Source organism: Planctomonas sp. JC2975 (genome assembly GCF_012985205.1).
In the GTDB taxonomy this organism is placed as follows: Bacteria; Actinomycetota; Actinomycetes; order Actinomycetales; family Microbacteriaceae; genus Humibacter.
Genome location: NZ_JABEKS010000001.1, coordinates 210580 through 225158, shown reverse-complemented (window position 1 = coordinate 225158; position 14579 = coordinate 210580). Strand labels below are relative to the sequence as shown.

General features: G+C 68.4%; 12 protein-coding genes. 6 read left to right on the top strand and 6 right to left on the bottom strand.

The window, feature by feature from the left end; translation table 11 throughout:
- The first annotated feature begins 7 nt into the window (after window positions 1-7).
- Window positions 8-853, top strand: coding sequence for an RNA methyltransferase (locus HII28_RS01065; RefSeq protein ID WP_170023643.1), 846 nt, complete (start codon window positions 8-10; stop codon window positions 851-853).
- 23 nt (window positions 854-876) lie between these two features.
- The gene (locus HII28_RS01060) at window positions 877-2148 is read left to right on the top strand and encodes a D-alanyl-D-alanine carboxypeptidase (RefSeq protein ID WP_346769140.1); all 1272 of its coding nucleotides are present in this window, start codon (window positions 877-879) and stop codon (window positions 2146-2148) included.
- Between the two features lie 15 nt (window positions 2149-2163).
- Here the strand turns inward: HII28_RS01060 and HII28_RS01055 are convergent, their stop codons facing one another.
- Window positions 2164-2739: a dihydrofolate reductase family protein gene (locus tag HII28_RS01055; RefSeq protein WP_170023639.1), complete on the bottom strand. Its 576-nt coding sequence runs from the start codon at window positions 2737-2739 to the stop codon at window positions 2164-2166.
- Between the two features lie 165 nt (window positions 2740-2904).
- On the opposite strand from HII28_RS01055, the gene HII28_RS01050 reads away from it, so the two are divergent.
- Window positions 2905-3912, top strand: coding sequence for a sigma-70 family RNA polymerase sigma factor (locus HII28_RS01050; RefSeq protein ID WP_205864529.1), 1008 nt, complete (start codon window positions 2905-2907; stop codon window positions 3910-3912).
- Between the two features lie 33 nt (window positions 3913-3945).
- On the opposite strand, the gene HII28_RS01045 is transcribed toward HII28_RS01050, so the two are convergent.
- Window positions 3946-4668 carry an aminoglycoside phosphotransferase family protein gene (locus HII28_RS01045; RefSeq protein WP_170023637.1) on the bottom strand — a complete coding sequence of 241 codons (723 nt, stop codon included), beginning with the start codon at window positions 4666-4668 and terminating at the stop codon, window positions 3946-3948.
- Window positions 4669-4864: 196 nt separating this feature from the next.
- Window positions 4865-5668 (bottom strand): SGNH/GDSL hydrolase family protein, encoded by an 804-nt coding sequence (locus tag HII28_RS01040; RefSeq protein ID WP_170023635.1) that lies wholly within the window; start codon window positions 5666-5668, stop codon window positions 4865-4867.
- 473 nt (window positions 5669-6141) lie between these two features.
- Here HII28_RS01040 and HII28_RS01035 point away from each other — a divergent pair, with 473 nt between their 5' ends.
- Window positions 6142-7956 (top strand): DEAD/DEAH box helicase, encoded by a 1815-nt coding sequence (locus HII28_RS01035; RefSeq protein WP_170025887.1) that lies wholly within the window; start codon window positions 6142-6144, stop codon window positions 7954-7956.
- 167 nt (window positions 7957-8123) lie between these two features.
- On the opposite strand, the gene HII28_RS01030 is transcribed toward HII28_RS01035, so the two are convergent.
- Window positions 8124-9359 (bottom strand): PLP-dependent aspartate aminotransferase family protein, encoded by a 1236-nt coding sequence (locus tag HII28_RS01030; protein WP_170023633.1) that lies wholly within the window; start codon window positions 9357-9359, stop codon window positions 8124-8126.
- 103 nt (window positions 9360-9462) lie between these two features.
- Here HII28_RS01030 and HII28_RS01025 point away from each other — a divergent pair, with 103 nt between their 5' ends.
- Both HII28_RS01025 and HII28_RS01020 read left to right on the top strand, forming a co-directional pair.
- The gene (locus HII28_RS01025; protein ID WP_170023631.1) at window positions 9463-9951 is read left to right on the top strand and encodes an Lrp/AsnC family transcriptional regulator; all 489 of its coding nucleotides are present in this window, start codon (window positions 9463-9465) and stop codon (window positions 9949-9951) included.
- A gap of 82 nt (window positions 9952-10033) precedes the next feature.
- Entirely contained in the window at window positions 10034-10537 is a 504-nt protein-coding gene (locus tag HII28_RS01020) for a DUF6328 family protein (protein WP_346769139.1), read from the top strand.
- Between the two features lie 105 nt (window positions 10538-10642).
- Here HII28_RS01020 and HII28_RS01015 read toward each other — a convergent pair whose 3' ends face one another.
- Window positions 10643-10822, bottom strand: coding sequence for a CsbD family protein (locus HII28_RS01015; protein WP_170023629.1), 180 nt, complete (start codon window positions 10820-10822; stop codon window positions 10643-10645).
- Window positions 10823-10950: 128 nt separating this feature from the next.
- Window positions 10951-14517, bottom strand: coding sequence for an error-prone DNA polymerase (locus HII28_RS01010; protein ID WP_170023627.1), 3567 nt, complete (start codon window positions 14515-14517; stop codon window positions 10951-10953).
- Between the last annotated feature and the right edge of the window lie 62 nt (window positions 14518-14579).

Here is a 14579-nt window from a genome sequence, read left to right as displayed (position 1 = left end):
ACGCCGCATGCGCATCATCCCCATCGATTCGGTCGATGCCCCAGAGCTGTCCGACTTCGCCCGCCTCACCGACGTGGCGCTGCGGCGAGCGCTGGAGCCCGCCGGCGGTCTGTACATCGCGGAGTCGACGAAGGTGATCTCGCGCGCGCTTGCTGCTGGGCACATCCCGCGTTCGGTGCTCGTGCACGACAGGTGGCTCGCGGATCTGGAGCCGCTGCTGGCGGAGCATCCGGATGTCCCCGTGTACGTGGGCACGGAGAGCGCGCTCGAAGCGCTCACCGGCTTCCACCTGCACCGCGGCGCGATGGCGGCGATGCACCGCCCCGTGCTTCCTCCTGTTGAGGAGGTGCTGGAGGGCGCCCGGCGCGTGGTGGTGCTCGAGGACATCGTTGATCACACCAACGTCGGCGCTGCATTCCGGGCGGTCGCCGGTCTCGGTGCGGACGCCGTGCTGGTGTCGCCTCGGTGCGCGGATCCGCTGTATCGACGCAGTGTGCGCGTGAGCATGGGCACGGTGCTCCAGGTGCCGTGGACGCGGATCGATGAGTGGCACGATGCCGCGCCGCGGCTTCACGCCGCCGGATTCCACATCGCCGCTCTCGCGCTGGCAGACGATGCCGTGAGTCTCGACGAGTTCGCCGCACATCCGCCGGAGCGGGTGGCGATGGTGATGGGTGCAGAGGGCGACGGCCTGAGCCGTCGTGCACTGAGCGCGGCGGACACCGTCGTCACGATCCCGATGGCGCACGGCGTGGACTCGTTGAATGTGGCATCCGCTGCGGCCGTGGCGCTGTATGCGCTGCGGGTTCCAGCGACCTCCCAGAGAGACCGCGTTCCTGAGTCGAGCGCATAGGGATGGTCCGTACCATGTCAGCCGTGCCCGAAGATGACGAGACGATCGACAGGACTGCGCGCGCCCTGAGACGGCGGCGTGGACTGCGTCGCCGGCGCGCCGTGGTGTTCACCGGGCTGGGCGTCGTCGCCGCCGTCGCCGCATACACCGTGCTCGCCGCGATCGCTCCGCTCCCGGCCGCCGCAGAGGCTGCATCCGCGTCCTCGACGTCCACCATCACGCCGGCAGCAGTGCAACCGGCGTTCCCAGCCTGGGGGAGTGCCGCCGTCGGCATGGTCGGTCGGGACGACCTGCTGGTGAAGAACGGCAGCATGGCCAGCGAGCCGATCGCGAGCATGACGAAGACGATCACCGCGCTGGTGCTGTTGGACAAGCATCCGATTGCGGCGGGCAGCGATGGGCCGACGATCACGTTCACGAACGCGGACGTGCAGATCCTGCAGCAGGTCTGGGACGAGGACGGCTCCTGGGCGCCCGTCTCCGCGGGAGAGCAGCTGACCGAGAAGCAGGCGCTGACGGCCATGCTCCTGCCCAGCGCGAACAACTACGCCATCTCGCTGGCGAACTGGGGATTCGGCTCCGTGGACGCGTTCCTCACGTACGCGAACTCCTGGCTGAGCGCCCACCACTTCACGGGCACGCGCCTGACCGATCCGTCCGGCCTGGATCCAGGCAGCGTGAGCACGCCCGTCGACCTCGTGGGGATCGGCAAGCTCGTGCTCGCAGACCCTGTGCTCTCCGTCATCGTGGACACGCCGACCGCCACCCTGCCCGGTGCGGGCACCGTGAACAACGGCAACCAGCTGCTCGGGCAGGACGGCATCGTTGGCATCAAGACCGGCTGGACGGATCAGGCCGGACACTGCCTGCTGTTCGCGGCCTCGGTGACGGTGCACGGGCATCCGCTGAAGCTCGTCGGCGTCGTGACCGGTGCACCCGACTACTCGAATCTCTGGTCGGACGTGCCGACTCTCCTGAAGAGCGTCGAGGACGGATTCCACCAGGTGAATGTCGGCACGGCGTCGACCGACTACGGCTCGTACCGCAGCGTGTGGGGCGACTCGGCCGACCTGAAGAGCGAGAAGGCGGGCAGCATCTTCGTCTTCTCGAACGCACCGGTCACCGTGACCGTGCGTTCGGCATCCGTCACCCTGGTGAAGCCGGGGGATGCCGTGGGCACCGTCACGTACAGCGGCAGCGGTCAGACCTTCACGAGCACGCTGACGGTGGCGAAGGCCGTCACGGATCCCGGGCTCGGCTGGAGGCTGACGCACCCATTGCTGCTGTTCCCGTAACCGGTCGTCCGCGCGTCACTGGGCCCGCTCGACCCGGTACGTGAGCCGCGCGATGCCCTCGCCCACCTGTCGCACGGAGTCGAGTCGGAGCGCTGTCGCCGATCCGATCGCGTCGAACAATCGTTCGCCGGACCCCTGGATGACAGGGAACACCAGCAGGCGCACCTCGTCGACCAGGTCGTTCTTCAGCAGAGCCTGCATGAGCTGCCTGCTGCCGTAGGTGACGATGACGCCGTCGAGGTTGCGCTTGAGTTCGGCGACCTCGTCGGCCACGTCGTCCGACAGCACGGTCGAGTTCTGCCACGTCGCCTCATCGATCGTCGACGAGACGACGAATTTGGGCAGAGCGTTGAGGCGCTCCGCCCACACCCCCGTTCGGTTGTTCCAGCGCCGTCCGAAGTACTCGTCGGTGCGACGTCCGAGCAGGAGAGCTGTCGCTTCGATCGCCTCGGCGACCTCCACCTCCGCCCACGCGGCCCGGTCGTCTCGCATGGACGTTTCGAACCAGTCGTCCTTCGATCCGTCTTCTTCCATCGGAACGGAGACGACTCCGTCGAGTGTGATGTTCTCGGTGACGATGAGCTCGGCCATCGTGATCTCCTTCTCGTTCGTACCGCCGTGTCTCCGGCGTGTTCAGCGATGCAGACAGCTGCCGGAGCGCGAACTCGTCGTTCAGGCACCGACCAGTTCGCGCGATGCGCGGTGTCGATACAGGTGCGGCGGATGCCTACCCCCAGCAGAAGGAGACCTGCGACGATGACCCTTGTGACGGCCGACGACCTGCTGACCCGCGCTCGCGCCGGTGACGGCGATGCGTTCCGCGATCTCACCGAGCCGCACCTTCGCGAGCTGCGGGTGCACTGCTACCGGATGCTCGGCTCGATGCAGGACGCTGAGGATGCGCTCCAGGACACGCTCCTGGCAGCGTGGCAAGGGCTTCACGGGTTCGAGGGCCGCTCATCGGTGCGCACCTGGCTGTATCGCGTGGCGACGAACAGATGCCTCAATGTGCGCCGATCCGCGGCGCGCAGGAAGGCCGAGGAATGGAGGATCCCCGGAGTCACGCCGCCCGAGCCGACCAGCCTGGGCGAGGTGGCCTGGCTCGAGCCGTTCCCGGATGCGCTGCTCGATGCATCGGTGGCACCGCCCGGTCCAGAGTCGCACTACGAGCAGAAGGAGGCGATCTCGATCGCCTTCATCACCGCGCTCCAACTCCTGCCGCCTCGCCAGGTGGCCGTGCTGATCCTGCGAGACGTGCTGGGATTCCACGCCGACGAGGTGGCCGACATGCTGGAAACCACCGTCGACTCGGTCAACGGCGCCCTCAAACGCGCGAGGAGCAGTCTTCGGCGGGCGGTCCCGTCGGCGGCAGACATCACGCCTCCCATTGCGGGCTCGAGATCCGAGGCGGACACCGTTGCGCGTTTCGTCGCCGCATACGAGGCGGGAGACGTGCGGGCGGTCATCCGTCTCCTGACCGCAGACGTGTTCATGTCCATGCCGCCGATGGCTCTCGAGTATCGGGGACGCGAGATCGTCGGCGAGTTCTGCGCGCTGCTCTTCGCGTCCGGACGCGCCATCCGACTCGTTCCGACCAGAGCGAACGGTCAGCCGGCGTTCGGCATCTACACGCGAACGGCCGACGGATCCGCCGTGGGCACCGGCCTCATGGTCATCGAGCTGGCGGGCGACCGCGTCGCTGCGATGAACCGTTTCGAGAGCCGTATGCTGTCGCTCTTCGGCCTGCCGCCGGCGCTCGACTGATCGGTGCTGGGGGAGACTCCGGCGTAGGCGGCCTCACCCGAGATGCTCGAGGAAGACGCCGAGGTTGGCCGCGACGATGGCCCTGTCGCCCCGCGCCCACGCGACAGCCGCACGGGCGTGCGCGCGACGTGCGTCCGACAACCGGGGATCCGCCGCATGACGGGACTCCGCGTCGATGATGGCGGCTTGCCGCTCCTCAACGGCTGCCAGGAGCGCCTGGCTCGGCATCGTGATGTCGTAGCCGTCCCGGAACTCGGCCAGCCTGCGCGCCTGATCGGATACCGGCACATTGCCGGAGGTCGTGATGCACCAGGACCAGCCTGCGTAGCCGACGTCGTGCATCGGATCGCCGGGGTGCACACTGTCCCAGTCGATCAGGGCGGCCGGCATCCCCTCCACCATCACGACGTTGAACGGTCCCGGATCGCCATGGACCAGGCAACGACCGCCGAGCGCGATCTCCGTCCCTGCCGTGAGCTCGTGCAGCCGTCGGAGCATGCGGCCCATCTGAGCGTAGGAGCGTTCGTCGCGCTGCAAGGGGTGCTCGGTGGTCGCTCCCTCGACGTAGGAGAAGACGTCGCGACCGGCATCGTCGATGCCGAGACAGCGGGGTGCCCAGGGATACCCCACCGTGTTCAGGAACTGCAGCGCCCGTGCCGCGAAGTCCGACCGGTGATCGCGTGGGCGATGCACCGCGTCTCCGATCCGCACGACACCCGGAGTGGTTCTGCCGCCCTCGAGCACCTCTTCATCCATGTAGGCCTCCGGCGACGTTGCCGCCGCGCGTCGACGGGCTCTGCGAGGATACCGGCGCGTCGGTCGTGCGACCCCACCGCGACGATTCCGGTGACCGGATGGACGCTGAAGACCGAAGTCATCGCCGACGCCCTGGCCCGGCTGAGCAGAGCGCGCGCGTCGAGCCGAGTCACACGCGACGCGGCACCCAGGCGCCCTACAGGGCGGCGTCGCGGTCGCCGGGCAGTGTCACAGGCTCCGGCTCCGGCCGTTTCGGACGAACGTTGTCGCCGCTCGACACGCCCTTGATGCGACGCACGATCCACGGCACGAAGTACTCCTTCGCCCACGTGAGGTCCTCGGCGCGTGCCTCGCGCCACGAGCGTTCAGGCAGAGGCTGCGGCTCTGCGGGATGCAGGTCGTTCGGCACGCCCAGCGTCTGCAGTACCATGCGCGCGACGGTGTGGTGGCCGAGCGGATTCATGTGCAGACGGTCGCTCGACCACAGGCGCTGATCCTGCACCTCGGTGAGCGCCCACTGGTCGGCGACGAGGCATCCGTGCTGCTCCGCGATCACGCGCACGTTCTCGTTGTAGATCGCGACCTTGCCGCGGATGGTCTTGAAGACGGGCGAGAAGCCGACGTCGACGCCGGTGAATACCACGATCGTGGCGCCGGTGACCGACAGGCAGGTGATGACGTCGTCGAAGAGGCGACCGATCTCATCCGGATCCGTGCCAGGACGGATCACGTCGTTGCCGCCCGCGGAGATGGTGATGAGGTCGGGCTCGAGCGCGACGGCAGCATCGACCTGGTCGTCGGCGATCTGCCGGATCAACTTGCCGCGCACCGCGAGGTTCGCATATGCGAAGTCGTCCGTGCTGCGCGCGAGCACCTCCGCCACGCGGTCCGCCCAGCCGCGGAATCCGCCCGGCGCATTCGGGTCGGGATCGCCGATCCCTTCCGTGAACGAGTCGCCGAGAGCGACGTACCGATGGAAGGGATGCAGCGGTTCCGTCATGCGTTCCATTCTGCTCTCGCACGCCGCTGCCCCGGCCCTAGCCCGCCCCGGCCCGCCGCCGGCCGGTACGGCCTGCGAGGTCGGCGGGACAAGGACCGGAGAGATCACGCTCTCGCAACCGAGACCGGAGGAATGCTCCGGTCTCGGTTGCACCCTCCGGCATTCGGAACGCTCAGGAGGGGCACCAAGGGATCCGGCGGAGAAGCCGGCCGAGAAAACCGGCGGTCACCGGGCGGATGCCCGGCGACTGTCAGCCGTGTTCGGTACCGTGGATCCAAGTGAGCACCTCGACCCCCGCCTCCGCCCCGGCCGACGACTGGCAGCCCGATGACGCGCACGAGGATGCCGTGCTCACGCGCATCGACGGAACCCGCCTCGACGGCACAGCGCCAGGCAGCACCGCACCCGACGACACAGCACCAGACGGCACCGCACTCGACGGCACCACGCGCGACGACGCCGGGATCGGAGCCATGTCCCGCGCCGCGCCCGCGGACACGTCTCGCACGGTCGGCACCTGGGCCATCGAGCACCTCTCACCGTCGTTCCCCGCCCGAGCTCCGTGGGGAACGGCGAGCAAGCTCAGGGCGTGGCAGGCGGAGGCGCTGGAGGCCTATTTCCGATACGAGCCGCGCGACTTCCTCGCCGCAGCGACCCCTGGAGCAGGGAAGACCACATTCGCGCTCCGGCTCGCGGTCGAGCTGCTGAAACGGCGAACTGTGGAGCGGGTCACGATCGTCGCACCGACCGAGCACCTCAAACGGCAGTGGGCGGAGGCGGCGGCGCGGGTCGGGATCCCGATCGACCCGAACTTCAAGAACGCGCACGGCCGCTACGGATCGCACTACCGGGGCATCGCCGTCACGTACGCCCAGGTGGCGGTGAACGCGTCGCTGCACAGAGACATCACCATGGACCGCCGCACGCTCGTCATCCTCGACGAAGTGCACCACGGAGGCGACGCGCTCAGCTGGGGCGACGCCATCCGCGAGTCGTTCGAGCGGGCAGAGCGGCGGCTGTCCCTCACCGGGACGCCATTCCGCAGCGACACGTCGCCGATTCCGTTCGTGACGTACCTACAGAACAGGGAAGGCATCCGCACCTCGCGCACCGACTACAACTACGGATACGGCCGCGCGCTTGCCGACGGCGTCGTGCGCCCTGTGCTGTTCATGGTCTACGCGGGCCACATGCGCTGGCGGACGAAGACCGGCGACCAGATGGAGGCCAGGCTCGGCGAGGGCAACACGAAGGACATCACGTCGCAGGCGTGGCGCACAGCGCTCGATCCGAAGGGCGAATGGATCCCGCAGGTGCTGCACGCCGCCGACCGGAGGCTGTCCGAGGTGCGGCAGCAGGTTCCGGATGCCGGTGGACTGGTTATCGCGACCGATCAGGTCGCGGCGCGGGCGTACGCCGCCATCCTGGAGTCCATCTGCGGCGAGAAGGTCACCGTCGTCCTCTCGGACGAGAAGGAGTCCAGCGAGAGGATCGCCGAGTTCGCCGAAGACGACTCGCGATGGATGGTCGCGGTGCGCATGGTCTCCGAAGGCGTGGACGTGCCACGGCTGGCCGTCGGCGTCTACGCAACGAGTGCCTCCACTCCGCTGTTCTTCGCCCAGGCCATCGGACGCTTCGTGCGGGCCAGGCGGCGCGGGGAGACGGCATCCGTGTTCCTGCCCGACGTTCCAGTGCTGATGGCGCTGGCGCGGGCGCTCGAACTGGAGCGCGACCACGCGCTCGACCGTATGTCGACGGACGGCGAAGGAGACCTGTGGAACCCCGAGGACGCCATGATGGCGGCAGCGGAACGGAACGACAAGGCATCCGATTCGCTGCAGCAGGAGTTCGCGTTCGAGGCGTTGGACTCGCATGCGGCCTTCGACCGCGTCATGTACGACGGAACCGAGTTCGGCGGATTCGCCGAGCCGGGCAGCGACGAGGAGTGGGACTTCATCGGCATCCCCGGGCTGCTCGAACCGGACCAGGTGCACGAATTGCTGCGCACCAGGCAGGCGAGGCAGGCCAAGCGGGCGGCGAATCGCAAGCCGTCGGCATCCGGTGAACCGCAGCAGTCACCGCCGGCACCCGTGTACCGCACGCTGAAGGAACAGCGCAGTCTTCTGAACAGCCTCGTCGGCTTGTACGCGAAGAATTCGGGGGAGGCGCACGGGCTCGTGCACGCCGAACTGCGCCGCCTGTGCGGTGGTCCCACCGTCGCACAGGCGAGCGTGACGCAGCTGCAGGCGCGCATCGACCTGCTCCGCAAGCGTCTCGGACACCACTGAGCTGTTTTGTTTTGTGCGCCCGTCCCCGCCGGGCGCACCGCGGTCGACTCGCCGGACAGTCGCGATACTTGCGGCGTACACGCCGCCGCAAGCGAGAGCGTGTCCCGTTACCGAAATGCTGCGCCCGTCCCCGCCGGGCGCACCGCGGTCGGTTGACACAACCCCTCCTATCGAGCGAGCATGTCGGTCGTCTCCCTCCGCATGCCCGCGGCGACGTCGAGCGCGGCCATCAGGTCGTCGGTGAGGTCGTCAACGTGTTCGAGCCCGACCGAGAGCCGCACGACACCGGCGTTCGGCTTCGCGTCGGCCTCGACAGGGCGATGCGTGAGCGACGCCGGATGCTGCACCAGCGAATCCACACCGCCGAGCGACACCGCGTGCGACACCAAGCGGCACGCCTCGGTGAAGCGCACGGCACCGTCGTAGTCGCCGAGGTCGAGCGAGATGAGTGATCCGGGACCCTCCAGCTGCCGACCGAGCAGGCCGAGCGGATCCTGTCCCGGCAGCCCCGGGTACATCACCCGTCGCACAGCAGGATGATCCTGCAGCCGCCTGGCCAGCTCCGCTGCGGTCTCCTGTTGGGCGCACACTCTGATGGGTAGCGTGCGCAGGCCGCGGTGCAGCAGGTACGCCGCGAACGGATGCAGCAGGCCGCCGGTGAGCGCTCTGAGTCCGCGCAGGCGGCGCGCCCAGGCGTCATCCGTCGCGACGACTCCGCCCATCACGTCACCATGACCGCCGAGGTACTTGGTGGCACTGTGCAGCACCAGCCGCGCGCCCTGCTCGGCCGGGCGCTGCAGCACCGGGGAGGCGAACGTGTTGTCGACGAGGACCGGCACGCTGCCCGCCTGCGCGACAGCATCCGCGATGTCGATGAGCTCGAGCGTGGGGTTCGCCGGCGTCTCCAGCACGACGAGACCCGTGTTCGGCCGGATGGCGTCGGCGATACCGTCCGGCGTCGCCCAGGTCACGCTCGTGCCGAGCAGGCCGGTGGCGAGCACGTGATCCGTGCCGCCGTAGAGCGGACGCACCGCGACGATGTGCGGCGTGCCGGCGGCGACGGCGGCCATCAGGCAGGCGGAGAGCGCGGCCATCCCCGAGGCGAAGGCGACGGACTCCTCCGTTCCCTCCAGATCCGCGAGGGCACGCTCGAATCGGGCGACGCCCGGCTGCCACAGCCGCTGATAGACAGCAGAGTCTCCCGGATTCAGCACACCGCCGGTCGCGAGGTTCTCGTACGAATCTCCGCCCGCCTCGATGCCGGGCAGCGGATTCGTCGTCGAGAGATCGATCGGCGGAACGTGCGATCCGGATTCGGCAACACCCTCCATGCCCGCGTGGACCGCGCGGGTCTCCAGGTGGGCGCAAGAGGGCGTACTGGGGTGGATCGACGACACTGTCATGCCTCAATGACAGCAGAATCCACCACCCTTGCGTCTGTGAGTCGAATATGCTGCGAGGAAATCACCTTTCATCACAGATTCTGTGGGAGAGCAGGCCGTTCGGATGTCCGAATCGAAGGTTCCCGAACTCGATCCCGTCGACCGTGCGCTCGTGCTCGCACTCTCAAGCAACGCCCGCATCTCCGGTGCCGCTCTGGCTGCGGAGGCGGGCGTCGCCGAGTCGACGGTCTCGCTGCGGCTGAGGAACCTGCAGCGAAGGGGCGTGATCGCCGGATACCGGCTCGACGTGGACCTGAAGGCTGCGGGCATCCCGCTGCAGGCGATGATCGCGGTGCGGCTGGCGAAGCACTCCCGCGCCCAGATCGACGCATTCCGCGCCGCTGCACCGCACCTGCCAGGCGTGATCGCGCTGTTCCACACGGCGGGTGCCGACGACTACCTGCTGCACGTCGCAGCACGGGATGCCGGAGAGCTGCGCGACTTCGTGCTCGACCACCTCACCGGCAACCCCGCCGTCGCGCACACCGAAACGAGCCTCATCTTCGAGAACGCCGCGGGAGACGGATGGCAGCAGCTCCTCGACGGGCCGTGACCGCGGCGGCGTGATGTCCGTGCGCGGCAGGCGATCGCGCCGCGCACATCCGCCATCGTGGGACTCGGCCTAGCATTCACGAGTGGATCAGAGCGAGCTCGGCGACATCACCGATGACATCCCCGACGACGGCCGCACGGAGACGGTCGTGCAGCGGTCGGACCGCAACTGGTCGGACATCCTGCAAGAGCTGCGGGTGACGCAGACCGGCACTCAGATCATCACCGGGTTCCTGCTCGCGCTGGCGTTCCAGCCCCGATTCACGACTCTGGACGCCTTCTCGTCGACCATCTATCTCGTGCTCGTGTGCCTCGCGGCGACAGCGACCGCGCTCAACCTCACCCCGGTGAGCCTGCACCGCTGGCTGTTCCGGAGGCACGTGAAGCGCGAGCTCGTGGTGATCGGCAACGTGCTGCTGCGCATCACGCTCGCCACGGTGGGCCTGCTCGTGATCGGCGTCGTGCTGTTCATCTTCGACGTCGTGCTGTCGCGCGCCGCCGGGCTCGTGGCCGGCGGCATCACGGCGGCGGTCGTCGTGGCGCTCTGGATCCTTCTGCCGCTGGCGGCCAGGCGGGCCAGAGGTTGACCCGCGACGGAGAGATCTGCGAACCGAGCAGCGAGAGGGCCCCAGACACGACATCGGGCCGCCAGAAAGGCGGCCCGATGCACGGTGACGATTGCGGGTACTCGGTCAGTCGTTGTCCGTGAAGGCGTCCTTGACCTTTTCGCCCGCCTGCTTGAGGTTCGCCTTGGTCTGATCGAACTTGCCCTGCCGCTTCAGCTCGTCGTCGCCGGTGGCGTCACCGGTCGCTTCCTTGGCCTTGCCCCAGAGCTCGTCCTTCTTGTTCTCGAACTTCTCTTCGTTGCCCATGTCGCCTCCCTCTCGAGGTGGTTGCTCACCCGAACTGATCGAGTCATTCGATGCTCGTCGAGAGGCGCAGTGTTCACCAGGGCTTGACATCCGGGTTCCGGCACCGGAAGTCTCTGCGTGCGCAAGCTCTACTGGAAGTTGCGCGAGACGGTGCGCGCCTTCAGCGCAAGGGACTCGAACCGGTCGGCGACGATGTTCACGACCCCTTCCTCCGTGCGCTCCAGGATGCCGCGCACCACCAGCGCCGGCGACTCGCGCGCGATCCTGCGGTAGCGCCCCCACACCCCGACGCTGCAGATCACGTTGAGCATGCCGCCCTCGTCCTCGATGTTCATGAACGTGATCCCGCTGGCCGTCGCGGGCCGCTGCCGGTGCGTGACCACTCCGGCGACTTCGACCCTGGTGCCGGTCTCCACGTGCTGCAGGTCGGCGATGGGGCGGATGCCACGCCCCGCCATCGCCTCCCGAACGTGGTGCATCGGGTGGTCGCCCGGCGAGATCCCCGTCGCCCACAGGTCGTAGACGGTCTGCTCGGATGCCGACAGCACGGGCAGCAGCGGAGGCTGCACGAACACGGCTGTGGAGGGCAGGTAGTCCCGCCGCTCCCTGGATGCCGGCCCTGCAGCCCACAGCGACTGCCTGCGGGTGAGCCCGAGGGACTCGAACGCGCCTGCCGCTGACAGCGCCTCCAGCTGCGGGGCGGTGAGGCCGACGCGGCGGGCGAGGTCGTCCATGCTCGTGTACGGGCCGTATGCATCCCGTTCCTCGACGATGCGCCCCGCGTGCTTCTCACCGATCGTGTTCACGCCGGCGAGGCCGAGGCGCACGGCGAGCGCGCCGTCTCTGCGGTGGGAGAGGGAGACATCCTGGTCGGTGCGGTCGAACTTCTTCGGAATGGACGGCTGCTTCTGTGCGAGGCAGGAGTCCATGCCGCCAGGTGTCGCCGCAGCGGCTGTGCGCTCGTCGACCGATTCGAGGTCCGGATGCACGCCGGAGCTGTTGATGTCGGCGTGACGCACGATCACGCCGTGCCGCACGGCATCCTGGGTGAGCGACTGCGGCGAGTAGAAGCCCATCGGCTGCGCTTTGATCAACGCGGCAAGGAACACCGCGGGATAGTGCAGCTTGAGCCACGAGCTGGCGTAAACGATGAGCGCGAAGCTGAGCGCGTGGCTCTCGGCGAATCCGAAGTCGGCGAACGCCTCGATCTGCGACCAGATGCCCTGCTGTGCCGCTTCGTCGAGTCCGCGCCTCGCCATGCCGCCGAAGACCTTGTCGCGCAGCGTGCCGATCTTCTCGATGCCGCGCTTGGATCCCATCGCCCGCCGCAGCAGGTCCGCATCTTCTCCCGTGCAGTCGCCGATGGCCATCGCCATCTGCATCACCTGCTCCTGGAACAGCGGGATGCCCTTCGTGCGCTCCAGCACCGGAATGAGATCCTCGTGCGCGTACACGACGTCTTCCTTGCCAGCCCTGCGGCGGATGTACGGATGCACGGCCCCACCCTGGATGGGTCCCGGCCGGATCAGCGCCACCTCGATCACGAGGTCGTAGAACTCGCGCGGCAGCAGGCGGGGGAGTGTGCCGAGCTGGGCGCGGCTCTCCACCTGGAACACGCCGATGGCATCAGCCCTGCACAGCATGTCGTAGACCGCCGGCTCCTCTTTGGGCAGGTCGGCGAGCGTCCACTTCTCCCCGAGGTGCTGCTCGACCATGTCGAACATGTACTGCACGGCGGCGAGCATGCCGAGACCGAGCAGGTCGAACTTGACCAGGCCCATCCATTCGCAGTCGTTCTTGTCCCACTGGAGCACCGTGCGGTTCTCCATGCGGGCGTGTTCGACGGGAACCACCTCGCCGACGGGACGATCCGTGAGCACCATGCCGCCGGAGTGGATACCCAGGTGCCGCGGCGCGGTCAGCAGCTGCTTCGAGAGCGTGACCACGGCATCCGGGATGTCGTGGTCGCCGGTGAAGACATCCGGCCCATATCTCTCGACCTGCTTGGACCAGGCGTCCTGTTGTCCCGTGGAGTGGCCGAGCGCCTTCGCCATGTCGCGCACCGCGTTCTTCGGCCGGTAGCTGACCACGTTGGCCACCTGGGCGGCATTTCTGCGGCCGTACTTGCCGAAGACGTACTGGATGACCTCTTCACGCCGCCTGGCGTCGAAGTCCACGTCGATGTCGGGCTCCTCCGGCCGCATGCTGGAGAGGAAGCGCTCGAACGGCAGCTTGTACTGGATGGAGTCCACCGACGTGATCTTCAGGGCGTAGCAGACGGCCGAGTTCGCGGCCGATCCGCGACCCTGGCACAGGATGCCGCGCTCCCGCGCGAACCGCACGATGTCGTACACGATGAGGAAGTAGCCGGGGAAGTCCTTCGCCTCGATCACCGACAGCTCCTGCTCCATGCGCGCCAGCACCGCTTCGGCGCTCGCGTGCGGATAGTCGGCCGGGTATCGCTCCGCGATGCCCTCCTCGACGAGCCGGCGCAGGTAGCTCATCGGCGTGTGGCCATGCGGCACGTCCTGCTTGGGCAGCTTGGGCTTGGCCGAGCTCAGCGAGAAGGCGTGGCTGTCGGCGATCTCGACCGTGCGCTCGATCACGCCCGGGTAGCGCGCGAACCGTTTCGCCATCTCCGCCCCCGTGCGCATCCCGGTGGTCGCCGCCGCGGGAAGCCAGCCGTCGATCTCGTCCAGGCTGCGGCGTGCCCGCACGGCTGCCATCGCCGTGGCGAGCGGCCGCTCCGCCTTCGACGCGTAGTGCACGAGACCCGTCGCGACGGATGCCAGACCCTTGCGCTCGGCCAGCGCGTACAGAACATCGTTGTGCACGGTGTCCAGCGGGGACCCGGTGTCGAACAGCTCGACGACCACGTGCTCGGCGCCGAACAGCTCGACGAGCTCGTCGATGGCGCGGGATGCCGCCCCCACGTCGACTCCGGATGTCGCATCGAAGCCCTGCAGCGCGGCATCCGCGGTCCGTTCCCCGAAGACCCTGACGTCTCCGAACACCGTGCCCATGTCGAGTTCCTGGTGCACCGATCTGCCGAAGACGCCGCCGCCGCTGCCCGCGCCCACTCCTGCGGCGAGCGCCTGCCGCACCGCGCCCTTGCGGCATCCGGTGAGCACGGTCCAGTGGCCGCCGGCCTGGTCGGCGAGTGCGTCGATGTCGTACACCGGCCGTCCCTTCTCGGCATCGGGATGCAGCTGGGCGTCGGTGATCGCGCCAGCCAGCCGGTGGTATCCCTCCTCGCCGCGAGCGAGCACCAGCAGGTGCGTGCCCTCCGGATCCGCCTCGCCGTTCTGCGGCTTCCCGAGCCCGAGCGAGAGTTCTGCGCCGAACACGGTCTTCACCGCCGTGTGGATCTCCGCCGCCTCCGCGAGGCGCACGATGCCGTACATCCCGTCGTGATCCGTGAGGGCGATGGCGTTCAGTCGCAGCCGTGCGGCCTCCTCGATGAGCCGCTCGGGCGCGCTGGCGCCGTCGAGGAAGCTGTAGTGGGAGTGCGCGTGCAGCTCGGCGTACGGCACATACGGGCCGTCGATCGGCGTGATCGGCTCACCTCGGTACGTGCGTCGCTTCACGCTGCGGGCCGGAGAGTCCAGCGCAGCGAGATCTCCCTCAGGCGGACGACGCCCAGACAGGGTGCGCTCCAGTTCCGACCACGGGATCGGCGGGTTCTTCCAGCCCATGTCAGGTCACCCCCGCGCCGATGAGTGAGCCTGTCGGAACCAGCCGGCCGAGAGATCCCCTC

Bases quoted from the DNA above. Each gene is read 5' to 3' on its own strand.
- HII28_RS01065 (WP_170023643.1), top strand. From the start codon at position 8: ATGCGCATCATCCCCATCGATTCGGTCGATGCCCCAGAGCTGTCCGAC.
- HII28_RS01055 (WP_170023639.1), bottom strand. From the start codon at position 2,739: ATGGCCGAGCTCATCGTCACCGAGAACATCACACTCGACGGAGTCGTC.
- HII28_RS01050 (WP_205864529.1), top strand. From the start codon at position 2,905: ATGACCCTTGTGACGGCCGACGACCTGCTGACCCGCGCTCGCGCCGGT.
- HII28_RS01045 (WP_170023637.1), bottom strand. From the start codon at position 4,668: ATGGATGAAGAGGTGCTCGAGGGCGGCAGAACCACTCCGGGTGTCGTG.
- HII28_RS01040 (WP_170023635.1), bottom strand. From the start codon at position 5,668: ATGACGGAACCGCTGCATCCCTTCCATCGGTACGTCGCTCTCGGCGAC.
- HII28_RS01035 (WP_170025887.1), top strand. From the start codon at position 6,142: ATGTCCCGCGCCGCGCCCGCGGACACGTCTCGCACGGTCGGCACCTGG.
- HII28_RS01030 (WP_170023633.1), bottom strand. From the start codon at position 9,359: ATGACAGTGTCGTCGATCCACCCCAGTACGCCCTCTTGCGCCCACCTG.
- HII28_RS01025 (WP_170023631.1), top strand. From the start codon at position 9,463: ATGTCCGAATCGAAGGTTCCCGAACTCGATCCCGTCGACCGTGCGCTC.
- HII28_RS01015 (WP_170023629.1), bottom strand. From the start codon at position 10,822: ATGGGCAACGAAGAGAAGTTCGAGAACAAGAAGGACGAGCTCTGGGGC.
- HII28_RS01010 (WP_170023627.1), bottom strand. From the start codon at position 14,517: ATGGGCTGGAAGAACCCGCCGATCCCGTGGTCGGAACTGGAGCGCACC.